Here is a 23617-nt window from a genome sequence, read left to right as displayed (position 1 = left end):
CAGCAGCAGTGCCGGCTGCGCCGACGGCGAACACAAGGCCCCCGTGACGCTCCATGACCACTACCAGACCCTAGGCGTTGCCCCGACGGCCACGGCGGACGAGATCCGGCAGGCGTATCGGCGGCTGGCCATGCGCTGGCATCCGGACCGCAATCCGGACGATCCGCAGGGCGCGGAAGAGCGGTTCAAGCGGTTGCAGCATGCGTTTGCGGTGCTCAAGGATGCCGGCCGCCGGATGGCCTACGATGCCGAGCGCGCCGCGCCGCAGGGCAAATCGGCCAACGGGGCGGGTAATGGCGCCGGCAACGGCAGGGGCGCCGGTGGCCCGCGTCCCGCACGCGAAGCCTGGCCCCATGGCGGCCCGCGGCGCCACGGGCCGGGCAAGACGGGCGTCGACTATCTGTGCGAGACCAGCATCGCGCTGGAAACCGCCGTGCTGGGCGGCATGGCATCGACCCGGGTCAGGATGACGGTCGATTGCCTGCACTGCGATGCGCGCGGCATCCGCATGATGGCCTGCAAGCCGTGCGGCGGCACCGGACAGGTGCGACGCGGCCTGTTCAACGCGTATGGCACCTGCGAGCGCTGCGCCGGCCGGGGCGTCGAGCCGGCCGCTTGCGATGCCTGCGGCGGCACCGGCAAGGTCCGCGTCGACAAGGCGCTGCGGGTGCAGATCAAACCTGGCGTGATCGACGGCACGGTGCTGCGGGCCCGTGGCATGGGCGGCGCCGGCATCGACGGCGGTCCCAACGGCAATCTGCTGTGCAAGGTCCGCGTGCGCAAGGACCGCGTGTTCGGCGTCGACGGGCTGGACCTGACGCGCGAACTGAAGATCGACTTCGTGCTGGCTTGCCTCGGCGGCCGCGTGCCGGTGGTGCGCTTTCGCAAGACGGTGATGGCCGAGATTCCGGCGATGACGCGCAGCGGTACCGTGATCCGCGTACGCGGCATGGGCCTGCACGATCGCGCCAGGCAAAAGACCGGCGACCTGCTGTTGACGGTCGCCATCGACCTGCCGTCGCGGCTGCGCACGCTGACCGAGTCGCAGCAGACGCTGCTGCGCGAGCTCGGCCGCGGCGCCGGCGAATGAATCGAAGGAGCCCGATGAACCTTACTGGTTCTTCATCGCCTCGGCCAGCCGCTGAATGATCGCCCCCTCGGTCTTGAAGGCCTTCTGCGCATAGGCGGTGTACTGCTCGGGGCCCATGTAGTTGGTCGACATGCCGTATTGCTGCGTCACGGCCAGCAACTTCGGATCCTTCAACGCATTGCGGAACGCCGTATCGAGCTTCTTGACGACTTCGGGCTTCATGCCGGCGGGGCCGACGATGCCGAACGGCGAATTCGACCAGACCGGATAGCCGATCTCTTTCAGCGTCGGCGCATCGGGGAAGTCCGGCGCGCGCTTTTCCGACAGCACCGCCAGCACGCGCAACTGACCGTTCTTCACATAGGGCAGCAGCGTGTTGGTCAGCATCGCCACGTCGCACTGGCCGCCCAGCAGCGAGGTGATGGCCTCGGCGTCGCCCTTGTACGGGACATGCGTCCAGTTCGATTGCGTGATGCGTGCCAGTTCCGAAATCGTCAGATGCTGGCTGCCGTAGATGCCGGTGGTGCCGTAGCTGATGCCGCGGCTCGATGCCTTGGCCTCGGCCACCAGCTCCTGCATGGTCTTCCACTTGGCGTCGGTACGGACCGCGACCGCGAAGTTGTAGTCCGCGATCATCGAGATATAGGTCAGGTCCTTCAGCGGGTCGTAGCGCATCTTCTGCACGTGCGGCAGACGGAAGATCACCACCGGCGCCATCGTCAGCGTATAGCCGTCCGGCTCGCTGGTCGCCATCTGCGTCGCGCCGAGCGTGCCGCTGACCCCCGGCTTGTTCTCGACGATGATCGTTTGGCCGAGCTCGCGTCCGGCCGCATCGGCCAGCGCCCGGCCGATCTGATCGGTGATGCCGCCGGCCCCGTAGGGCACGATCAGCTTGAGCGGACGGGTGGGAAAGTCCTCGGCGTGCAGGCGTCCGACCGGCAGGCCGGCCACGCCCGCCGCCCATGCCGCGCCGGCGAGGCGCAGGATCTGGCGTCGTTGCATCGTTGTCTCCTTTGTATGCTTGTCGAATCGACGGCCAGGCTGTCCCGCCCGGCTCGGCACGGCGCTGCGCCGTGGCGGGACAGTATGCAACGCGTTGCGGTTCGGTGGTGGGGGAGGGCGGGTATTTCCCTACCGGCTGCCCCGTACCACGCTACCCAATCATCATCGAATTGGGCGCTAGTTATCTCCACCCGGCTGTGCATAGGTAATCGAAAGGGGCCGGAATTGAGTCGAATACGATTGTCGAAATATTGTCGCAAGGAGAAAAGATGCGATCGGGCGGCGAAGGATCCATTTCAGAGTTGTTCGACAAATCCGAGGAATTCGAGCAAGCCATTGCATCGCAAGGAGAAGCTGAGGCTTTGCGGCATTTGTCTAGAGGGAGGCCGGTGTACTACGCGATCGACCAGTTTCCCGGACTACTCGTTCAAAGGGCTTCCGACGGGAGCGAAGCACTAGTGCGCGTGGATTCCGAAGGGCGCATTGTCTTTGTGCGGCTGCTGTGACGGAGAAGATTTCACCCCTTACACATAGAGGACGCACCGGTTCAATACAGAAAACATATCGTCCAAGCCATTCTTAGTATTGGACGCAAATCGTCGTTTCCTCGAACATTCCATCATCCATCGAGCCCTGTCCGGGCCGGATCGACAAGTTGGAAGAGGAGACAAGCATGCCGACCAGCGCCGTCCGTCAGGACGTTTCATCGCAACCTGCCGCCGCGGCGACGCCAGCCGTGCATCCGGTGCCGGACCAGCATGGCGTCAACCTGTTCGCCAGCGATCCGGACCTGCGCGCGTTGTTGCCGCTGTATCTGCCTGCGGACCTTTACCAGCACCTGCTGCCGCATCTGGACCGTATGGGCGCCCTGGCTGGCGGCGTGCTCGATGAACTGGCCAACACCGCCGACCACCATCCGCCGACGCTGACGCATCGCACGCGTACCGGCATCGATGCGCAGCGCATCGACAAGCATCCCGCCTATGTCGAACTCGAACGTGTGGCCTTTGCCGAGTTCGGCCTGGCCGCGGTATCGCATCGCGGCGGCGTGCTGGGCTGGCCGCAGCCGATGCCGGCGGCGGCCAAGTACGCGCTGACCTATCTGTTCGTGCAGGCCGAGTTCGGCCTGTGCTGCCCGCTGTCGATGACCGACTCGTTGACGCGCACGCTGCGCAAGTTCGGCGATCCGGCGCTGGTCGAGCGCTTCCTGCCGAACCTGACCACGCAGGTGTTCGAGGACCTGTATCAGGGCGCGATGTTCATGACCGAACAGGGCGCGGGCTCCGATGTGGCCGCGACCGCCACGCGTGCGATTCCCGATCCCGACGCGCAAGGCGGCTGGCGCCTGACCGGCGACAAGTGGTTCTGCTCGAATCCCGACGCCGAGCTGGCGATGGTGCTGGCGCGACCCGATGGTGCGCCGGAGGGCATCAAGGGCGTGTCGCTGTTCCTGCTGCCGCGCCGCCTTGCCGATGGCAGCCCGAACCACTATCGCATCATCCGCTTGAAGGACAAGCTGGGCACGCGTTCGATGGCGAGCGGCGAGATCCGTCTCGAAGGCGCGCACGCATGGCTGGTCGGCGAGCCTGGCCGCGGCTTCGTGCAAATGGCCGACATGATCAACAACTCGCGGTTGTCCAACGGCGTGCGCGCCGCCGGGCTGATGCGCCGGGCGTTGTCTGAAGGGCTGTTTATCGCGCGCGAACGGCGCGCTTTCGGCAAGCGCCTGATCGACATGCCGCTGATGCGGCGCCAGCTGCTGAAGCTGACGCTGCCGACCGAACAGGCCCGCACGATGGTGTTCCAGACCGCCGAGGCGCTGCGCCGCGCCGATGCGGGCGAGGCCGACGCCTATCCGCTGATGCGCATCCTGACGCCGCTGATCAAGTTCCGCGCCTGCCGCGACGCGCGCAAGGTCACCGGGGATGCGATGGAGATGCGCGGCGGCTGCGGCTACATCGAGGAGTGGAGCGATCCGCGGCTGGTGCGCGACGCCCACCTCGGTTCGATCTGGGAAGGCACCAGCAATATCGTCGCGCTGGACGTGCTGCGCGCGATCCGGCGCGAGGGCGCCCTGCCGGTGCTGCGGGCCCATCTGCAAGCGCTGCTGGCGCAGACGCCGATGCATGCCGACGCGCGCGCGGCGTTCGACACTGCGCTCGAGCGCGCGTGCAAGCTGGCCGGCGAAGCCGCGCAAGCCGAGGCCGCAGGCGATGTGCTCGCGCGCCAGGCCGCGTCCGCGCTGTACCACGTCGCCAGTGCGGCCGCGATGGCGTGGGAGGCCGGCCGCATCGGCTCGGTCCGCCGCATGCGCCTGGCTCAGCTGGTGCTGATCCACCGCGTGCTGCCGCGCGATCCGCTCGCCGGTGATGTCGAGCCAGATTGGCTGGCCGACACCGTGGCGCCGGCGGCCGAAGGCGCCGTGCAGCCGGCCGGTGCGGTCGATCAGATCGATCTGTTCTGAAAGACGCGCGGACCGTCGATCTGCCCGTCGCGAGGCGCGCTGCCTCGCGACCCATCCCCCAACGCAACAACGAACCCAACAAGCGCCCGGGACGATGAATCCCGATGGCGCATGGCCCGACAAGGAGACATGAGATGACCGCCTGGCAACGACTCGCGGCGATCGCCGCCGCTTCCACGCTGACGCTGTGCGCCGGCATCGCGCCGGCCTTCGCGCAGAAGGACTACCCATCCAAGCCGATCATGATGGTGGTGACCTACCCGCCGGGCGGCCCGACCGACGCGATGGCCCGCACGCTGGCCGCCTCGCTGAAGAACACGCTGGGCCAGCCGGTGGTGGTGGAGAACCGCGCGGGCGCTGGAGGCAATATCGGCGCAGAGGCCGTCGCTCGCGCCGAGCCCGATGGCTACACGCTGATGTTCGGTACCTCGGCGCCGTTGGCGATCAACGTCAGCCTCTATCGCAAGATCAACTACGACCCGGTCAAGAGCTTCACGCCGGTGATCCAGATCGGCCATCTGCCCAACGTGCTGGTCGTCAATCCGTCGGTGCCGGCGAAGAACGTCACCGAGCTGATCGCTTATGCCAAGGCCAATCCGGGCAAGCTCACCTATGCCTCGTCGGGCAACGGCGCGTCGTCACACCTGGCGGGCGTGCTGTTCAACAATCTGGCCGGCACCGACTTTCAGCACATTCCGTACAAGGGCACCGGCCCGGCGCTGAACGATCTGCTGGGCGGCCAGGTCAGCATGACCTTCACCGACGTGCTGACGGCGCTGCCCTTCATCAAGAGCGGCAAGCTGCGCGCGCTGGGCGTGACCACCAGCGAACGCTCGCAGGCATTGCCCGATGTGCCGACCGTCGCGGAGCAGGGCGTCGCCGGCTTCGACGTGTCCGTATTCTTCGGCGTGGTGGCGCCGGCCGGCACGCCGAAGGAAGTCATCGGCAAGCTCAATGCCGCCTTCGCGGACGCGCTGAAGCAGCCGGAGGTCCGCAAGACGCTGCAGGGACAGGGGCTGGAGTTCGCGCCGTCGACCAGGCCCGAGCAACTGGGCGGCTTCATCAAGGCCGAGGTCGGCAAGTGGCGGGCGGTAGTGCAGAAGTCCGGCGCGCAGCTCGACTGATCCGCATCGACGACAACGCCGACGATGGCAACCAGCAAGGGAATCCGATGACGCAAGCAAGCAACGGCGCGCTCGCCGGCATCCGGGTGGTCGACCTGTCGCGCATCCTGGGCGGCCCCTACTGCGGGCAGATCCTTGGCGACCACGGCGCCGATGTGCTGAAGATCGAACCGCCGCAGGGCGACGACACCCGGACCTGGGGCCCGCCGTTCAAGGACGGCGTGGCGTCCTACTACTTTGGCCTGAACCGCAACAAGCGCGTGATGCGGCTCGATCTGACGGAGCCGGCCCAGCGCGACGTACTGCTCGCGCTGCTGGCCGATGCCGACGTGCTCGTCGAGAACTTCAAGACGGGCACCATGGAGAAATGGGGCCTGGGCTACGACGCGCTGTCGGAACGCTTTCCTCGCCTGGTGCATTGCCGCGTATCGGGCTTCGGCGCCGACGGTCCGCTGGGCGGCCTGCCCGGCTACGATGCCGCGATCCAGGCGATGGCGGGCATCATGAGCATCAACGGCGAAGCGGACGGCGAAGCGCTGCGCGTCGGCTTGCCGGTGGTGGACATGGTGACCGGCCTGAACGCCGCGCTCGGCGTGCTGCTCGCCTTGCAGGAGCGCGAGCGCAGCGGTCGCGGCCAGTTCGTCGAGGCGGCGCTGTACGACTCCGGCCTGTCGCTGCTGCATCCGCACGCCGCCAACTGGTTCCTAAGCGGAAAGGCGCCGCAGCGCACCGGCAACGCGCATCCGAACATCTATCCGTACGACACCGTGGCCACCGCCACCGATCCGATCTTTCTCGCGGTCGGCAACGACCGGCAGTTCCGCATCCTGTGCGAGCACCTTGGCGTGGCGGCATTGGCTGACGACGAGCGCTATGCGAGGGCCGGGGCACGCTCGGTCAATCGGTCCGCGCTGAAGGCCGAGCTGGAGGCGCAGATGAGCACGCGCGACGGCAAGGCGCTGGCCGACGCGCTGGTCCAGGCAGGCGTGCCGTGCGCTCCGGTGCTGTCCGTCCCCGATGCGTTGCAGCATCCGCACACCGCCCATCGCGAGATGGTCGTCGAAATGGAAGGCGGCTATCGCGGACTGGGCGCACCGGTGAAGCTGTCGCGCACGCCGGCGAGCTACCGCTTCGCACCATTGGCCGAGGGCGACGCCTTCCTACCCCGGGAGGGGGAGGGCTAGGCGCTGTCCACTTTGGACATCGAGGTTCTTGCACTATCGTATCGAGACGCATTCCGAGCGCGAGGCTGCCCGACCAGGCGCAGACATGACCGCCGGTGCCAATCGCGGCTGCCAATCGCCGCGGCCAATCGATTCCCAAGGAGACCACCATGTCCTATGTCGACGGATTCGTCATTGCCGTGCCCACCGCCAACCGCGAGGCCTACCGCGAAATGGCGCAGAAGGCCGCGCAGGTGTTCAAGGAATACGGCGCCCTGAGGGTGTTCGAATGCTGGGGCGACGATGTGCCCGAAGGCAAGGTCACGTCGTTCACGATGGCGGTTCAGCGCAAGGACGACGAGTCCGTGGTGTTCTCCTGGATCGAGTGGCCGTCGCGCGAGAAGCGGGACGAGGGCATGAAGGCGTCGATGGCCGATCCGCGGCTGGCGGAGGACATGAAGAACATGCCATTCGACGCGCAACGGATGATCTACGGCGGCTTCGAGACGATTGTCCAGGCCTGAAGCAGTTGGGGCGCGCGCTGGCACAGCATCTGAAGCACGGGCCATTCGCCATCATGCGAATGGCCCGTTCCCGATGCGCTCATCTGCCGAGCAGGCGGTTGAGCTTCGCGTCCATTTGGTCCAAACGCCTGTCCATCGCCCCAAGCCGGCCGTCGATCGCATCGAGTCTGGATTCGATGCGATCGAGCGACCGGTCAATGGCGTCGAGCCGATTGGTCAGGCGCTTGTCCATTTCAACCAATTCGGCACGCAGCGGCGCCATACCTTTGTCCACCTGGACCCGCATGGTTGAACTTTGGTAGCTGATCAGCGAAATGACCAGGGCGATCCCGCTGGCCACGGACGCGAACATGCCCCACGGTCGAACGCCTTCCATTGTCTGGCGGCGGATCAGCGGGATTGCCTCCTCCCGCGACAGCGGCTTTCCGCGACGAGGGAATGTTTTCGGGCGTTGAGAGGGGATAAGCATGATTCGGGTTCTGCGCCGTTCGGTTTGCGATGCGGCACTATCCCACCGCACGATTTGCCCGGCTTTCGCTTTTTCCCGATGTCCATCGAAGAGCGTGCACATGGCAACCGCCACGCGCACTTTGTTTCGTCGGTCTCTAACCTGCGATCACCCCGGAATCATCCCCGTCAACCAATACGCCTGCACCATCGTGATGATCCCGACGATCACCGCGAACAGCAAGCTGTGCTTGACGGTGAAGCGGAACAGCTCGGATTCGCGGCCGACCAGTCCGGTCGCCGCGCATGCCACCGCGATGGACTGCGGCGAGATCATCTTGCCGGTCACGCCGCCGGTGGTATTGGCGGCGACCAGCAGCGTGTCCGAGACGCCGATCTGATGCGCGGTCGTGCTCTGCAGCGAGCAGAACAGCGCGTTCGACGAAGTATCGGAGCCGGTCAGGAACACGCCCAGCCAGCCGAGGAACGGCGAGAAGAACGGGAAGGCCGCGCCGGTGCCGGCGAGCAGCAGGGCCAGCGTCGACGACATGCCCGAGTAGTTCGCGACGAAGGCGAAGGCCAGCACCAGTCCGATCGACAGGATCGGGCGGCGCAGTTCCAGCAGCGTCTCGCCGAAGGTGGCCAGCAGCGCGCGCGGGGACAGGCGCAGCAGCATCGCCGAGATCAGCGCGGTCAGCAGGATCGCGGTGCCGACCGCGGACAGCAGGTCGATCTTCAGCACGGCCTCGTAGGCCTTCGGCGCGGCGACGATCGGGGCGGTCTTGACGACCAGCTGGTCCAGCCACGGCACCGGGAACTTCAGGACCGTGCCGGCCAGTGCGCCGCCGGAGGCGAACATTGCCTTGAACGGTTGCAGGCTCCACACCGTGACGATCGCGGTCAGGATGCCGAACGGCGCCCACGCGCGCACGGTCTGCGCAAGCGTATACGGCGAGGGCTTGCGCGCGTTGCGCTGGCTGGCCGTGCCGATCGCAGGAAAACCGCCCATATCGCCGAAGCCGCCAAGCGCCGCGGCGCCGCCGTGGCCGGCGCGCAGCGATGCGCCGGCTGAGTGTGCGGCGCTGCGCGGTTCCCATACCTTCAGGAACGCCGACAGCGAGACCAGGCTGACCAGCGCCGACGTGATATCCGGCAGCTCCGGGCCGATATGGTTGGCGGTGAAGTACTGCGTCACGGCAAAGCTGCCGCCGGTGATCAGCGCGGCCGGCCAGGTTTCGCGTACGCCCTTGACGCCGTCCATCATGAACACCAGCCAGAACGGCACCGCCAGCGACAGCAGCGGCAATTGCCGGCCGGCCATCGCGCCGATATGGAACGGATCGATGCCGGTGACCTGCCCGGCCACGATGATCGGGATACCCATCGCGCCGAACGCGACCGGCGCGGTATTGGCGATCAGGCACAGGCCGGCCGCATAGAGCGGATTGAAGCCCAGTCCCACCAGCAGCGCCGCGGTGATCGCCACCGGCGCGCCGAAACCGGCCGCGCCCTCGAGGAAGGCGCCGAAGGCGAAGCCGATCAGCAGCACCTGCAGCCGCTGGTCGTCGGTGATCGCCAGCACCGAGGCGCGGATCACGTCGAACTGGCCGGTCTTGACGACGATCTTGTACAGGAACACCGCGGTGACGATGATCCAGGCGATCGGCCACAGGCCGTACAGAAAGCCGTAGCCCGCCGAGGCGAGCGCCTGCGGCACCGGCATGCCATAGCCGGCGATCGCCACGGCCAGCGCGAGCGCCAGCGTGATGGCCGCGGCCACATGGCCCTTCATGCGCAGCACTGCCAGCGCGACGAAAAAGAACAGGATAGGAATGGCGGCGGCCAGCGAGGACAGCCACAGGCTGCCCAGCGGCGTATAGACCTGTTGCCAGGTTTGCATATCGGTCTCCTCCGAGGGATGCGAGTCGAGAAAGGGAAAAGGGGGAAAAAGTCGTGGCCGGCGAAGCGGTGCGAGACCGCTTCGTCGACGGCAACCGGCACGGCAAGCGCCTGGCTTACTCGGGCTGTCCGCGCTCGCGCAGCAGGTCGGCCAGGCTGCGCGGGGCAGGCCGCAGCGGTTCGCGGTGGTCGGTCCACCCCATCTGCCGCGCCGGCGTGAAGGCGCGCAGCCGCGTCGCGGCCCAGCGGAACAGCCGGTAGAGGCGCGGATGCGCGAACGCGCCGCGCCAGAAGCGCCAGATCAGCTGTTCGCCGCGGCTGTAGCGCGCGCCCTGGCCGCGCAGCGGATGCGGTACCGCCTCGTCGGGATCGCGATTGGCCTCGGTGCGCAGCCGGATCAGCAACTGCGGAATCGGAATCCGCACGGGGCAGACCTCGCCGCAGGCCCCGCACAGGCTCGAGGCAGTCGGCAGATCGGCGGTAGCGTCCAGCCCCAGCAGATGCGGCGAGATGATCTTGCCGATCGGGCCCGGATAGGTGGTGCCGTAGGCGTGCCCGCCGATGCGGGTATAGACCGGGCAGTGATTCATGCAGGCGCCGCAGCGGATGCACTGCAGCGTCGCGCGCAGTTGCGTGTCGGCGTAGGCCTGGGTGCGGCCGTTGTCGAGCAGTACCACGTGCATCTCGCGCGGACCGTCGAGTTCGCCGGCGCGGCGGGGCCCGGTGATCAGGTTGAAGTAGGTCGTGATCGCCTGCCCGGTGGCCGAGCGGGTCAGCAGCGTGGCCAGCGGCACGATATGGTCCAGGCTCGCCACCACCTTCTCGATGCCCATGATGGCGATATGCACCCGCGGCACCGTGGTCGACAGCCGGCCATTGCCCTCGTTCTCCACCAGCCACAGCGTGCCGGTGTCCGCGGCGGCGAAGTTGACGCCGGACAGGCCGATATCGGCATCGACAAAGGCCTGCCGCAGCGCGCGGCGGCCCGCCTGGATCAGCGTGTCGACGTCCTCGGTGTAGGGCGTGTCGGGGATATGCTGCTCGAACAGCGCGCCGATATCGCCGCGCGTCTTGTGGATCGCGGGCATCACGATATGCGAAGGCCCCTCGCCGGCCAGCTGGACGATGTACTCGCCCATATCGGATTCGAGGCTGCGGATGCCGCGATCGGCCAGGTAATGGTTCAGCGCGATTTCCTCGCTGGCCATCGACTTGCCCTTGATCACGCTGCGCGCGCCGTGGCGCTCGGCAATGGCCGCGATGATCGCGTTGGCCTCGTCGGGCGTCTGCGCCCAATGGACCTGCACGCCGGCTTCGGTCAGCTTCGCTTCCAGCTGCTCCAGCAGCTCGGGCAGATGCGCCAGCGCGTGCTGGCGCACCGCCTCGCCCAGATCGCGCAGCGCCTGCAGTTCGTCGCCGTCGGGAAACTGGATCGCGCGCTTGTTCTGCAGGAAGTCCATCGCGCCGCGGAAGCTGCTGCGCAGCTTGGCGTCGTCGAGCGCGGCGCGTGCCCGCGCCTTGAAATCGGCCGCCGGCACGAAATGCATCGGGGTCGCGCTCATGCGGATTCTCCTGCTGCGCGAGGCGACGAGGCATTCGCATCGCCGCCTCGCTCGACGATCAACACCCACAGCCGGCGCGGTCCATGCGCGCCGTAGGCCAGCGTCTGCTGGATGTCGGAGGTCTTGGACGGACCGGAGACCAGCACCAGATTGGTGGGCATGCCGGCCTGCCAGCGCTCGGTGCGCATGGCGGCGTGCAGGTCGGCGTGCAGGGTGTCGGCGTAGACCAGCGCCACATGCAGCGGCGGGACCAGCGAGACGGTGCGCGGGGCGCGTGCATCGGGGACGATCACCAGCGTGCCGGTGCCGGCGATGCCGGAGCGCGCCACCGTGAAGCCGGCGTCGACGGTGTCGAACAGCTCTTGCTTCCAGTCCTCGATCGGACGCTGGTAGCCGAGGGCTTCGACGCTCGAAGGCAGGCAGCGGGCCAGCGCGGCGCCCTCGGCGCCTTCCGGATCGAACAGCAGACGGCGCACACCCTCGGCGGCCAGACGTTCGGCGAGCAGCGCGGGCCAGGCCGCCTCGTCGGTGCGCCGGACTTCGGCATGCGCGCCCTGCAAGGCGTTGTGCATCTGCTCGGCGAGGGCGATGGCGTTGGCTGCGGGCTGCATCGCCCGGCGACCGTCGAAATGCGCATCGATGCGACGGCTCAGTGTTGCCGCGGTAGCGCCGCCGCCGTCGGCGGGTACGGCGGCGCGCAGCCGTTCGAGAATGCGCGTGCGGGCGTTGTCGGCAATCATCGCTGCTTCTCCGTGGCGGCGAGACGGCGCCACAGGAATGTGGCCATGTGCTCGACCTTGAGCCCGAGCGCCTGCCGGCGCGCCGCGTGGCCGATATTGAGCAGGCAGCCGCAATCGGCCGATACCAGCGTGTCGCATCCGGTGGCACAGGCGGAGGCGACCTTGTCCTGCACCATCGCGCCGGAGATGTCCGGATGCTTCAGCGAGAAGGTGCCGCCGAACCCGCAGCACTCGGATTCGCGCTCGTGTTCCAGCCGTGTGACACCGGGCAACGCGTCGATCAGTTCGACGCCGTGAACGCGCGTGCCCATCTCGCGGCGGGCCGCGCACGAGGTATGCAGCACGACGGTTTCTGGCTTCGCCGACGTCGGCGTCGGGGCGTCGGGAAAACGAACCTTCAAGACGCGCAGCAGGAATTCGCTCAGTTCGAACACGCGCTCGGACAGGGCCTGCGCCTTGGCGGCAGCCTCGGCATCGTCCTCGAACAGCCTGGGCCAGTGATGGCGCATCATGCCGGCGCAGGAGCCGGAGGGCACCACGATCGGCCAGGGCTGCGCGAACAGATCGAGCTGCGCACGCGCGACGGCGCGGGCCTGCTCGGGGTTGCCGCTGCTGTAGGCCGGCTGGCCGCAGCAGCTCTGCCCGCGCGGGAAATGCACGGTGAGCCCTTCGCGTTCGAGCAGGCGGACGGCGTCCAGGCCGGCTTCCGGCACGAACAGGTCGACCAGGCAGGTGGCGAACAGGTACACCTCGGCGGGTGCCGTGGGGTATTGCCTCGGATTCATGTCTCGCTCCGGAGATGGCCCGCCTGCAATGGCGGACTCGGTGGCATGCGCGTGCTGTCGGCACTTGATTGGCGCTCGACGGGCCTCGACGGGCGCGCGGTTGGCGGCATAATTCCCGCTGCGGCGGCAAGGTTCAAATTGGTTGGACCAGTTGGCGGACGGCATGGCGAAGGGAGACGACGATGGCGGCAGGCATGCGCGAGCGCGGCCGGGTGGAAGAGGTGATGCGCAAAGTCGAGACCGCACTGCTCGACGGCACCTGGCCGGCCGGCACGCGCCTGCCGGCCGAACGTGTATTGGCCCAGACCTACGGCGTGGCACGCAACACGGTGCGCGAGGCGACCCAGCGGCTGGCGGCGCGGGGCCTACTGCAGAGCCGGCGCGGCGCGGGCGTGTTCGTCACCGAGCAGCTGCGCAGCGGCATCGCGTCGCCGTGGCGCCAGCTGGTGGCCGATCATCCGGCCTTGCGCGAGGACATTCTCGAATTCCGCCGTGTACTGGAGGGCGCCACCGCCTATTTCGCCGCCCTGCGTGCGGACACGCAGGACCTGCAGCGGATCCGCGCCTTGTTGGACCAGTTGGAGCGCGCCCGCAGCCGCGACGACAAGCTCGCGGAAGCCGACGCCGACGCTCAACTGCACGAGGCGATCGCGCTGGCCTCGCACAACACGATGTTCCTGCACCTGCATACCAGCGTGATCGGCATGCTGCGCGAACACATCACGACCAATGGCACCGGCCTGCGCGAACAGGACGTCGAGGCCTCCGAGCAATTGCTGCTGCAGCATCGGACGCTGTGCGCGGCGATCCTGGCGCGGCGTCCGGAAGAGGCCCGTACGGCGATGCAGGCGCATATCGACTACGTGCGCAGTCGGGCGGAGTAGGGGCTGCCCGGCCCGGATGATGAGCGGCTACGCTCCGGTGCCGGCTCGCAGAAACGGGTACGCCCCGCGATCTCGCTGCCGGGACGCGCGGCGAAAAGCGAGGACAAAAGCCCGTTCAGCCGGGCTATTCGCCGCCAACCCAGCCCCTCGTCGTCGTGCCAGCGGTGGTACGCAGAAACGGGTACGCCCCAACGTCCGGGCTGTCCTACAACGACCGCCTTCCCGCTTGTGCCACGTTTGCGCGCTATATTCCGCACCAGAGGTCTCGCTGCCGTGCCGTGCCGAGCCGCGCGGTAGCCAGGCCACCGCTCCATGCCGGAGGACCAGATGGCGTTCAACGAGACGATCGGCGCGCGGCGCTACACGTTCGCGGACCTGAAGACCCTGCTGGCCAAGGCCAGTCCGGCGCGCTCCGGCGACCAGCTGGCCGGTCTGGCCGCCGACACCGAGGAAGAACGGATGGCCGCGCGGATGGCGCTGGCCGACCTGCCGCTGTCGCGCTTCCTGAACGAGGCGCTGGTTCCGTACGAAGACGACGAAGTCACGCGCCTGATCGTCGATCGCCACGACGCCCGGGCCTTCGCCGAGATCGCCGCGCTGACGGTCGGCGAATTCCGCAACTGGCTGCTGCTGCATGAAACCGACGGCGCGGTGCTGGCGCGCGTGGCGCCGGGCATCACGCCCGAGATGGCAGCCGCGGTCAGCAAGCTGATGCGCAATCAGGACCTGATCGCGGTGGCGCGCAAATGCCGTGTGGTCACACGCTTTCGCGACACGATCGGGCTGCCGGGCCGGCTGTCGGTGCGGCTGCAGCCCAACCATCCCACCGACGACCCCAAGGGCATCGCCGCCTCGATCATCGATGGCCTGTTCTACGGCTGCGGCGACGCCACCATCGGCATCAATCCGGCCGGGGACAACCTTGCGTCGATCGTGGCGCTGCTGCGGCTGATCGACGAATTGCGCGAGCGCCACGACGTGCCGACGCAGTCGTGCGTGCTGACCCATGTCACCAACACGCTGCGCGCGATAGAGCAGGGCGCGCCGGTCGACCTGGTGTTCCAGTCGATCGCCGGCAGCGAGCGGGCCAATGCGAGCTTCGGCATCGATCTGGCGCTGCTGGCCGAAGCCCGCGCCGCGGCGCTGTCGCTGGGTCGCGGCACGGTCGGCGACAACCTGATGTATTTCGAGACCGGGCAGGGCAGCGCGCTGTCGGCCAACGCGCATCATGGCGTCGACCAGCAGACGATGGAGGCGCGGGCGTATGCGGTGGCCCGCGCGTTCTCGCCGCTGCTGGTCAATACCGTGGTCGGCTTTATCGGGCCGGAGTACCTGTACGACGGCAAGCAGATCGTGCGCGCCGGACTGGAAGACCATTTCTGCGGCAAGCTGCTCGGCGTGCCGATGGGCTGCGACATCTGCTACACCAACCATGCCGAGGCCGACCAGGACGATATGGACACGCTGCTGACGCTGTTCGGCGTGGCCGGCGTCAACTTCATCATGGGCGTGCCGGGCGCGGACGACATCATGCTGAACTACCAGAGCACCGCGTTCCACGATGCGCTGTACCTGCGCGAGACGCTGGGTCTGAAGCCGGCGCCCGAGTTCGAGGCGTGGCTGCGGCGCACCGGCATCTTCGGCGACGACGGCAGGCTGGTCGAGCCGGCCGAGCGCCAGCCGTTGCTGCAGCTGGCGCACGATCTGTAACCGACCAAGGAGCGTCCCCGATGCCTTCGACCCTCGCCCCACCGAATCCCTGGCAACGGCTGCGCCAGTTCACCTCCGCCCGCATCGCGCTCGGACGTGCCGGGCACAGCCAGCCCACCGATGCGGTGCTTGCCTTCGGCCTCGCCCATGCGCAGGCGCGCGACGCCGTGCACCAGCCGCTGTCGTGCGAGGCCGTCAAGGCGGCGCTGGACGAGGCCGGGTTTGCCAACCTGCTGGTCCATAGTGCCGCCGCGGATCGTGCGCAGTATCTGCGTCGTCCCGATCTCGGCCGTCGTCTCGACGAGGGCAGCCGCGAGCGACTGCGCCAGGCCGCGGCCGATCCATGCGACGTGGCCTTCGTGATCGCCGATGGGCTGTCGGCACAGGCGGCGCAGCGCCACGCGGTGCCGGTGCTGCGTGCGGTGCGGGAGCGTCTGCCGGACTGGCGGATCGGCCCGGTTGCAATCGCCGAGCAGTCCCGCGTGGCCCTCGGCGACGAGATCGGCGAGCTGCTGCGCGCCCGCCAGGTCGTGATGCTGATCGGCGAGCGCCCCGGCCTCAGCTCGCCCGACAGCCTCGGCATCTATCTGACCTACGACCCCCACCCGGGGCGCACCGACGCGCAGCGCAACTGCATTTCCAACGTGCGGCCCGAGGGGCTGTCGTACCAGCAGGCCGCCGACCGGCTCGCCTGGCTGCTGCGCGGCGCGGTCGCGCTGGGGTGCAGCGGCGTGCGGCTCAAGGAGGACAGCGGCGCACTGGGCCAGGACGCGGCCGCCGCGCTCAGGTCACCGGCGCCGGATTGAATAGCACCAGCGAATTCTGCAGCTTCCACTGCTCGGCATACGACTTCCGGCCGCTGGCGACGTCGAGCATCGTGTGGAACAGCTGCCAGCCCACCTCTTCGATGGTGGCCTCGCCAGTCGCGATCTTGCCGGCGTCGATGTCCATCAGGTCGTGCCAGCGGCGCGCCAGGTCGCTGCGCGTGGCGACCTTGATCACCGGGACTTCGGCCAGTCCGTACGGCGTGCCGCGGCCCGTGGTGAACACATGCAGGTTGATGCCGGCCGCCAGTTGCAGCGTGCCGCAGATAAAGTCGCTTGCCGGCGTCGCCGCGTAGAGCAGGCCCTTTTGCGTCGCCTTCTCGCCGGGGGCGACCACGCCGTGGATCGGGCCGGTGCCCGACTTGACGATCGAGCCCATCGCCTTCTCGACGATGTTCGACAGGCCGCCCATCTTGTTGCCGGGCGCGGTGTTGGCGCTGCGATCGACGCTGCCCTTGCGCAGGTAATTGTCGTACCACGCCATCTGCTCGATCATCGCCTGCGCGACCTCGGGCGTTGCCGCGCGCGCGGTCAGCTGGTCAATGCCGTCACGCACCTCGGTGACCTCGGAAAACATCACGGTGGCGCCGGCGCGGACCAGCAGATCGGTGGCAAAGCCCACGGCGGGGTTTGCCGTGACGCCAGAGAACGCATCGCTGCCGCCGCACTGCACGCCGACGACCAGTTCCGACGCCGGGCACGTCTCGCGCCGGCGCGCGTTCAGGCGTTGCAGATGACGCTCGGCCGTCTCCAGGATCGAATCGATCATCGAGCCGAAGCCGACATGGCGCTCGTCCTGCAGGCACACCACGTCGGGCGCGCCGCCCTCGACCTGAAGCGGGATCGTGCCCGACTCGATCAGCCGCGTCGGCTGCAGCTTCTCGCAGCCCAGGCTGACGATCATCACTTCGCCGCCGAAGTTCGGATTGAGCGCAAGGTTGCGAATCGTGCGGATCGGAATGACGGCATCGGGCGCGTCGATGGCGACGCCGCAGCCATAGCCGTGTTCGAGCGCCACCACATCGTCGACGTTCGGATAGCGCGGCAGCAGCTCGGCCTTGATCCGGCGCACGGCAAAGTCCACCACGCCGGCCACGCACTGCACGGTGGTCGTGATCGCCAGGATGTTGCGCGTGCCGACCGAGCCATCGGCGTTGCGATAGCCCTGAAAGGTGTAGCCCTCCAGCGGCGGCAGCGCGGGCGGCACGCGGTTGGCGATCGGCAACGCGTCGAGCTCCGGCGCCGAAGGCATCCGCAGCACGCGCTCGTGGATCCAGCTGCCGCGCGGCAGGGCCTTCAGCGTGTAGCCGATGACGACGTTGTAGCGCCGCACCGGCGCGCCCTCGTCGAGATCGACCAGCGCGACCTTGTGCCCCTGCGGCACCTTCTCGACCAGCTGCAGCCCGCACGGGAACACCGTGCCGGCCGGCAGGCCGCCGTCGTTGGCGACGATGGCGACGTTGTCCGCCTCGTGCATGCGGATATAGAGCGGTTGGCCGGCGCTGCGGCTCGCCGTTTGCATCATGAGCGTTTCTCCTGTGCCGCCGTCAGTCGGCGGTGATCTTTCCGGTTTCGATGACGCGCTTCCAGCGGGCCGACTCGGCCGCCTGGAAGCGGGTGAACTGTTCGGGCGTGTTGCCGACGATCTCGAAGCCCACCTCGAGCAGCTTGTTCTTGACCGCGGGGTCGTTCAGGCCGGCGACGATGCCCTTGTGCAGCCGCTCGCGAATGTCCGCAGGCAGGCCCTTGGGCGCCGCCACGGCCTGCCAGGAATAGACGACCAGGTTCTTGATACCGGCCTCCTCCATGGTCGGCACCGCCGGCAGCACCGGCGAGCGCTGCGTGCTGGTGATCGCCAGCGCGCGGATCTTGCCGGCCTTGACGTGCGGCATCGCGGTGTTGATGTTCATGAAGGTGGCATCGACCTGGCCGCCGATCAGGTCGTTCAGCGCCGGCGCGCCGCCCTTGTACGGGACATGCGTGCCGCTGGTGCCGGTCTGCTGCCAGAACAGCTCGGCGGTCAGATGATCGCTGGTGCCGTTGCCGGCCGAGGCGAACGTCAGCTTGCCGGGATTGGCCTTGAGGTAGCCCACGACTTCCTGCAGCGTCTGGAAGCGCGAGTTCGCCGGCACGGCCAGGATGTTCGGGGCTTGCACCGCCACCGAGATGTAGTCGAAGTCCCGGCCAGGGTCGTACGGCGTGTTCTTGATCAGATGCGGCGCGATCACCAGCGGGCCCAGCGACGAGACCAGCAGCGTATAGCCGTCCGCCGCCGCGCGCTTGACGAAGCTGGCGCCGATCGCGCCGGCCGCGCCGGGCTTGTTCTCGACGACGAAGCTGGCGCCGGTCTGCTCCTGCAGCTTGGCGCCGACGATCCGGGCGATCACGTCGGTCGAGCCGCCGGCGGGGAAGGGCACCACCATCGTGACCGGCTTGTCGGGCCAGGCGGCGTGGGCGGACAAGGTGGTGGCAAGGCCGAGGGCCAGCGTGGCGATCAGGCGTTTCATAAGGTCTCCTTGAGATTTGGTCTTGGCTTGTCGTGCATCGGCCGGTCTTCGCGCCGGCCTGTCTTGTCGTCGACGGCCGCCTACGGGCGCTCGCCGAATTGCGCTTGCGCGCGGGTCCAGGCCCGCGCCTGCTCGCTGATCGATACGCCCAGGCCCGGCCGCGTCGGCACGACGATGCGCCCATCGCGGATGTCCAGCCGCTCGTTGAACAGCGGCTCGAGCCAGTCGAAATGCTCGACCCAGGGCTCGCGCGGGTACGCCGCGGCCAGGTGGATATGCAACTCCATCGCGAAATGCGGGGCCAGCATCAGCCCGGCATGCTCGGCCAGCGCGGCGACCTTCAGGAAGGGCGTGATGCCGCCCACGCGCGGCGCATCGGGCATCAGGTAATCGGCGGCGCGATGGCGGATCAGGTCCCAGTGCTCGGCAGCGCTGGTCAGCATCTCGCCGGTGGCGATCGGCGTATCGAACTGCGCGGCCAGCGCGGCGTGGCCCTCGTGGTCGTAGGCGTCCAGCGGTTCCTCGATCCAGACCAGGTTGAACGGCTCCAGCGTCCGGCACATGCGCTGCGCGGTCGGGCGGTCCCACTGCTGGTTGGCATCGACCATCAGCGGCACGGCGTCGCCCAGGTGCTTGCGCACCGCGCCGACGCGTTCGAGGTCGCGCGCACCGTCCGGCTGCCCGACCTTGAGCTTGATGCCGCCGATGCCGCGTTCGACCGAGGCCGCGGCGTTGATCAGCAGCTGGTCCAGCGGCGTATGCAGGAAGCCGCCCGAGGTGTTGTAGCAGCGCACGGCATCGCGCTGCGCGCCGAGCAGCTTGGCCAGCGACAGGCCCGCGCGGCGCGCCTTCACGTCCCACAGCGCGACGTCGAAGGCGCCGATCGCCTGCGTCGCCATGCCGCTGCGGCCGACCGATGCGCCGGCCCAGCACAGCTTGTCCCACAGCCGCGCGATATCGCTGGGGTCTTCACCCAGCAGCGTCGGCGCGAGCTCGCACGCGTGGGCGTACTGCCCCGGACCGCCGGCGCGCTTCGAATAGCTGAAGCCCAGGCCCTCCCGCCCGTCCGCGGTGGCGATCTCGGCAAACAGGATCGCGACCTCGGTCATCGGCTTCTGCCGGCCGGTCAGCACCTTGGCGTCGCTGATCGGGGCGGCCAGCGGCAGATAGCAGCTGGACAGGCGGATCCAGGCGATGCGGTCGGCGGCGCGTGTCATTGGGGGGGTCTCCGTTTTATGTGGTTCAGGGCGCGCTCGGCGGCGCGGCTCCGCTTGCCGTTGCGCCGATATGACAACGTTGTCATTTCGGCGCCAAAGGAAGCCCGTTACAATGTCGGATGCCTTGCGTCTGGCACTTTCGACGCGGCGTGACACGAACGGGCACGTATTGGCGAAATGCTAACGTTGTCATATCGTCGCTGTCAACGCGGTTCGGCGCGCAGGCCGCTCATGATTTTCCCTGAGCCTCCCTTTGCCGAGCCCCGTGCCCGTCGACCATTACGCGACGCCAATCCGTCGTTCCCGCAACCGAACCTCCAAACGTGGCCACCACCAAAGCGCAGAACAAGTCCGTCACCCTCCATGACGTCGCCCGCGAGGCGGGGGTATCGCTGATCACTGCGTCCCGTGCGCTGAGCAATCCCGGCATGGTGTCGGCCAAGACCATCGAACGCGTGCAGCAGGCGGCCGAGGCGGTCGGCTATATCCCGAACCTGATCGCCGGCGGATTGAAGTCGCGGCGCAGCCTGATGGTGGCCGCGGTCGTGCCCGATATCGGCGTGACGCAGTTCCTGCCGACCATCAAGGCGTTGACCGAAACGCTCGAGGCGGCCGGTTACCACCTGATCCTGGGCCAGAGCAGTTACGACGATTCGCGGGAGGAAGCGCTGCTCAACGCGATGATTGGACGGCGACCGGACGGTATCGTCGTCACCGGGCTGATCCAGTCCGAGGCGGCGCGCGAGCGCCTGCGGCAGTCCGGCATTCCGGTGGTGGAGACGTGGGAACTCAGCGACCGGCCGGTCGACATGGCAGTCGGCTTCTCGCACGTCAAGGTCGGCAGCGCGGTCGCCGGCTATTTCCTTGCCAAAGGCTGGCAGCGCGTGGGCATCGCCACCGGCGACGACCGCCGGGCGCGGATCCGCTCGGAGGCCTTCGTGTCGACTTTCGGCCGGCCGGTGCCGACCGCTGTCGTGCCGGCGCCCAGCAATCTTCCGTTGGGACGGCGCGCATTGGCCGAGTTGCTGGAAAAGGAGCCGCGGCTGCAGGCGATCTGCTGCAGTTCGGATCAGCTGGCGCAAGGCGTGCTGGTCGAAGCGCAGGCGCGCGGGCTGCGGGTGCCCGAGGATCTGGCGGTCTGTGGCTTCGGCGATGCGGAGGCGTCCGCGCATATGGCGCCGTCGCTGACCACGGTCCAGGTCGATGCCGCCCATATCGGCGAGATCGCGGCGCGGCTGATCCTGGACAAGTGCAAGGGCTTGCCGGTGGAGCCGCGCATCGTCGATGTCGGCTTTCGCGTGATCGAGCGCGCGTCGACGGGCGGGCCCGACTGAGTTACGGCATCACGGCCAGACGCGGCCAGATCGCCTGCAATTCCCCCTTCAGGAACGTCAGCAGGCAGCGCGTGGCCATGGTCTGGTAGCGGTTCGGCAAGGTCAGCATAAACAGCCGGCTGCCGAACACGCTGATGCGGTAGTCGCGCAATACCGGGCGCAACAGGCCCGCGGCGAGCTCGCGTCCGATCGCATAGAGCGGAAAGATGCCGATGCCGACGTCGCCCAGCACGGCCTCCTTCAGGAACGCAAAGTTCTCGGAGCTCAGCGTCGGTTCCAGCGCAACCTGCTCGCGTTCGTCCTCGCCTCCGCGCGTGCCGAAGGCCTTCAGCTTCTGCCCCACCGGCGACGCGCAGACGATCGCATGGCGCTGCAGGTCGGCGAGCGATTGCGGCGCCCGATGCGCCGCCAGATAGGCCGGCGACGCGCACACCACCCAGTCGACCACGCCGATCTCGGTGGCGACCACCGAATCGGGCGGCGTCGAGATGATCCGCAGCGCGACCTCGACGTCCTCCGAGACCAGGTTGTGGATGCGGTTGTCGAACACCACATCGAGCGTGATGTCGGGATAGCGGTGCTTGAACTGCACCAGCAGCGGGGACAGCAGCGCGTGCCCCAGGCCGGTCGGCACGGACAGCCGCACATGGCCCTGCAGCGTCTTGCCCATATTGCTGATCAGCGCGTCCGCGGCGGCGACCTCGGCCAGGATGTTGCGGCCATGTTCGTAGAGGCCGGCGCCGACCGGGGTCGGCTCGACATGGCGCGTGGTCCGGCGCAGCAGCTGCACGCCGAGCTCCTCCTCCAGCGCCTTGAGCCGGTAGCTGACGTTGGCCCGCGTCATCTTCAGCTTGCGCGCGGCGGCGGACAGGTTGCCGGCGTCGACGATATCGACGAACAGGCGCAGGGCGTTCAGGTCCATCATGGGAAGACAGGCAAGACGGCGGGTTGGGGAGACAGCGCGCCGGGGGGCGGCGTTCGCCGGGGATTGTCAAATATGGCTGTCCATTCTGTCCAAGCTGGCGTGGATTGTCAAAATTCGGAGGCGGCGTACCATGACGGCCATCCGCCCGCATTGCCGAGCCGGCCGGTCCTGCCCGGACCGCCGGCCGGCCGGGGCTGCCACCCCTTCCTCCCCTGCATTCCCACGGAGATCGCCATGACCCTGGACACCGAATCGTTCTCGCTGCTGCGCGCCTCGGTGCAGCGCTTCATCGAAGAGCGCCTGAAGCCCGCCGAGGACATCCTCGAAGAAACCGACGACGTGCCGGCCGATATCGTGGCCGACATGAAGGAGATGGGCCTGTTCGGCATCTCGATCCCCGAAAACTACGGCGGCATCGGCCTGTCGATGTCGCAGGAATGCGATGTCGTCTATGACCTGGGCCACACCGCGCTGGCCTTCCGCTCGGTGTTCGGCACCAACGTCGGCATCGGCTCGCAGGGCATCCTGATGGATGGCACCGAGGAGCAGAAGCAGAACTATCTGCCGCGCATCGCCAGCGGCGAGCTGATCATCTCGTTTGCGCTGACCGAGCCGAACGCGGGTTCGGACGCCGCGTCGCTGCAGACCAGGGCCGAACTGGACGGCGATCATTATGTGATCAACGGCACCAAGCGCTTCATCACCAATGCCCCGCGCGCGGGTGCCTTTACGCTGATGGCGCGCACTGGCGGCCCGGGCGCGTCGGGTATCTCGGCCTTCATCGTGCCGGCCGACACGCCGGGCATCTCGCTGGGCAAGCCGGACAAGAAAATGGGCCAGCGCGGCACCAAGACCTGCGACGTGGTGCTCGAGAACGTGCGCGTGCCGGCCGCCAACATCATCGGCGGCGTGCCGGGCGTGGGTTTCAAGACCGCGATGAAGGTGCTGGACCGTGGCCGCCTGCATATCTCGGCGCTGGCCTGCGGCATGGCACACCGTCTGCTGACCGATGCGGTGGCCTACGCCAAGGACCGCAAGCAGTTCGGCCGTCCGATCGGCGAATTCCAGCTGATCCAGGGCATGCTGGCCGACAGCCAGGCCGAGCTCTACGCCGGCCTGTCGATGGTGCGCGATTGCGCCCAGCGCTACGACGCCAAGGAGCCGGGCAAGAGCGATCCCGAAGTCAGCATGCTGGCCTCGTGCGTCAAGATGTTCTGTACCGAGATGGTCGGCCGCGTCGCCGATCGCGCGGTGCAGATCCACGGCGGCGCCGGCTATATCGCCGAGTACAAGGCCGAACGCTTCTATCGCGACGTTCGCCTGCTGCGCCTGTACGAAGGCACCACGCAGATTCAGCAGATGATCATCGCCAAGCAGCTGCTGCGCGATTGAGGCGGTGTCGGACGCGGAGGGTTC

The 23617-nt window shown here is 68.0% G+C and carries 20 protein-coding genes; 10 read left to right on the top strand and 10 right to left on the bottom strand.

Going from position 1 to position 23617, the window contains the following annotated elements; all coding sequences use genetic code 11:
- Positions 1 to 43 precede the first annotated feature (43 nt).
- Entirely contained in the window at positions 44 to 1090 is a 1047-nt protein-coding gene (locus J5T34_RS23955; protein ID WP_208580853.1) for a DnaJ C-terminal domain-containing protein, read from the top strand.
- Positions 1091 to 1111: 21 nt separating this feature from the next.
- Here the strand turns inward: J5T34_RS23955 and J5T34_RS16570 are convergent, their stop codons facing one another.
- On the bottom strand, positions 1112 to 2092 hold the full coding sequence (locus J5T34_RS16570; protein WP_208580851.1) for a tripartite tricarboxylate transporter substrate binding protein: 981 nt from the start codon (positions 2090 to 2092) through the stop codon (positions 1112 to 1114).
- Positions 2093 to 2765: 673 nt separating this feature from the next.
- Between J5T34_RS16570 and J5T34_RS16565 the strand changes: the two genes are divergently transcribed.
- From J5T34_RS16565 to J5T34_RS16550, 4 genes are all read left to right on the top strand, one after another.
- On the top strand, positions 2766 to 4556 hold the full coding sequence (locus J5T34_RS16565; RefSeq protein WP_208580849.1) for an acyl-CoA dehydrogenase family protein: 1791 nt from the start codon (positions 2766 to 2768) through the stop codon (positions 4554 to 4556).
- Between the two features lie 134 nt (positions 4557 to 4690).
- Positions 4691 to 5680: a Bug family tripartite tricarboxylate transporter substrate binding protein gene (locus J5T34_RS16560; RefSeq protein WP_208580847.1), complete on the top strand. Its 990-nt coding sequence runs from the start codon at positions 4691 to 4693 to the stop codon at positions 5678 to 5680.
- 47 nt (positions 5681 to 5727) lie between these two features.
- On the top strand, positions 5728 to 6864 hold the full coding sequence (locus J5T34_RS16555) for a CaiB/BaiF CoA transferase family protein (protein WP_208580845.1): 1137 nt from the start codon (positions 5728 to 5730) through the stop codon (positions 6862 to 6864).
- Between the two features lie 149 nt (positions 6865 to 7013).
- Positions 7014 to 7367 (top strand): DUF1428 domain-containing protein, encoded by a 354-nt coding sequence (locus J5T34_RS16550; protein WP_208580843.1) that lies wholly within the window; start codon positions 7014 to 7016, stop codon positions 7365 to 7367.
- 79 nt (positions 7368 to 7446) lie between these two features.
- Here J5T34_RS16550 and J5T34_RS16545 read toward each other — a convergent pair whose 3' ends face one another.
- The 5 genes from J5T34_RS16545 to J5T34_RS16525 form a co-directional block, all read right to left on the bottom strand.
- Positions 7447 to 7938, bottom strand: coding sequence for a hypothetical protein (locus tag J5T34_RS16545; protein ID WP_208580841.1), 492 nt, complete (start codon positions 7936 to 7938; stop codon positions 7447 to 7449).
- Positions 7939 to 7983: 45 nt separating this feature from the next.
- The gene (locus tag J5T34_RS16540) at positions 7984 to 9714 is read right to left on the bottom strand and encodes a lactate permease LctP family transporter (protein WP_208580839.1); all 1731 of its coding nucleotides are present in this window, start codon (positions 9712 to 9714) and stop codon (positions 7984 to 7986) included.
- Positions 9715 to 9829: 115 nt separating this feature from the next.
- A complete protein-coding gene (locus tag J5T34_RS16535) occupies positions 9830 to 11275 on the bottom strand; it encodes a LutB/LldF family L-lactate oxidation iron-sulfur protein (RefSeq protein WP_208580837.1) in 1446 nt (481 codons plus the stop codon).
- The gene (locus J5T34_RS16530) at positions 11272 to 12015 is read right to left on the bottom strand and encodes a LutC/YkgG family protein (protein ID WP_208580835.1); all 744 of its coding nucleotides are present in this window, start codon (positions 12013 to 12015) and stop codon (positions 11272 to 11274) included. The genes J5T34_RS16535 and J5T34_RS16530 overlap by 4 nt, the downstream gene beginning before the upstream one ends.
- Entirely contained in the window at positions 12012 to 12800 is a 789-nt protein-coding gene (locus J5T34_RS16525) for a (Fe-S)-binding protein (RefSeq protein WP_208580833.1), read from the bottom strand. The genes J5T34_RS16530 and J5T34_RS16525 overlap by 4 nt, the downstream gene beginning before the upstream one ends.
- A gap of 182 nt (positions 12801 to 12982) precedes the next feature.
- Here J5T34_RS16525 and J5T34_RS16520 point away from each other — a divergent pair, with 182 nt between their 5' ends.
- From J5T34_RS16520 to eutC, 3 genes are all read left to right on the top strand, one after another.
- The gene (locus tag J5T34_RS16520; RefSeq protein WP_208580831.1) at positions 12983 to 13684 is read left to right on the top strand and encodes a FadR/GntR family transcriptional regulator; all 702 of its coding nucleotides are present in this window, start codon (positions 12983 to 12985) and stop codon (positions 13682 to 13684) included.
- A 327-nt stretch (positions 13685 to 14011) separates the two neighbouring features.
- The gene (locus J5T34_RS16515; protein WP_208581045.1) at positions 14012 to 15394 is read left to right on the top strand and encodes an ethanolamine ammonia-lyase subunit EutB; all 1383 of its coding nucleotides are present in this window, start codon (positions 14012 to 14014) and stop codon (positions 15392 to 15394) included.
- A gap of 20 nt (positions 15395 to 15414) precedes the next feature.
- Positions 15415 to 16200, top strand: a complete 786-nt coding sequence (eutC, locus tag J5T34_RS16510; RefSeq protein WP_208580829.1) for an ethanolamine ammonia-lyase subunit EutC — start codon at positions 15415 to 15417, stop codon at positions 16198 to 16200.
- Here eutC and garD read toward each other — a convergent pair.
- The 3 genes from garD to J5T34_RS16495 all read right to left on the bottom strand — a co-directional run bounded on the left by garD (position 16178) and on the right by J5T34_RS16495 (position 19942).
- Entirely contained in the window at positions 16178 to 17740 is a 1563-nt protein-coding gene (gene garD / locus J5T34_RS16505) for a galactarate dehydratase (RefSeq protein ID WP_208581047.1), read from the bottom strand. The two genes, eutC and garD, sit on opposite strands and share 23 nt — an antisense overlap.
- A gap of 25 nt (positions 17741 to 17765) precedes the next feature.
- Entirely contained in the window at positions 17766 to 18725 is a 960-nt protein-coding gene (locus tag J5T34_RS16500) for a Bug family tripartite tricarboxylate transporter substrate binding protein (RefSeq protein WP_208580827.1), read from the bottom strand.
- 80 nt (positions 18726 to 18805) lie between these two features.
- On the bottom strand, positions 18806 to 19942 hold the full coding sequence (locus tag J5T34_RS16495) for an L-talarate/galactarate dehydratase (protein ID WP_208580825.1): 1137 nt from the start codon (positions 19940 to 19942) through the stop codon (positions 18806 to 18808).
- Between the two features lie 323 nt (positions 19943 to 20265).
- On the opposite strand from J5T34_RS16495, the gene J5T34_RS16490 reads away from it, so the two are divergent.
- The gene (locus tag J5T34_RS16490) at positions 20266 to 21276 is read left to right on the top strand and encodes a LacI family DNA-binding transcriptional regulator (RefSeq protein WP_208580823.1); all 1011 of its coding nucleotides are present in this window, start codon (positions 20266 to 20268) and stop codon (positions 21274 to 21276) included.
- A gap of 1 nt (position 21277) precedes the next feature.
- Here the strand turns inward: J5T34_RS16490 and J5T34_RS16485 are convergent, their stop codons facing one another.
- Positions 21278 to 22198, bottom strand: coding sequence for a LysR family transcriptional regulator (locus tag J5T34_RS16485; protein WP_208581043.1), 921 nt, complete (start codon positions 22196 to 22198; stop codon positions 21278 to 21280).
- A gap of 237 nt (positions 22199 to 22435) precedes the next feature.
- Here J5T34_RS16485 and J5T34_RS16480 point away from each other — a divergent pair, with 237 nt between their 5' ends.
- Complete coding sequence (locus J5T34_RS16480) at positions 22436 to 23593, top strand: acyl-CoA dehydrogenase family protein (protein ID WP_208580821.1); 1158 nt, start codon at positions 22436 to 22438, stop codon at positions 23591 to 23593.
- Positions 23594 to 23617: the final 24 nt, after the last annotated feature.

Origin of the sequence: Cupriavidus gilardii, assembly GCF_017598945.1 — a bacterium.
Taxonomy (GTDB): Bacteria; Pseudomonadota; Gammaproteobacteria; order Burkholderiales; family Burkholderiaceae; genus Cupriavidus; species Cupriavidus gilardii_E.
This window is presented reverse-complemented; position numbering and strand designations above follow the sequence as displayed.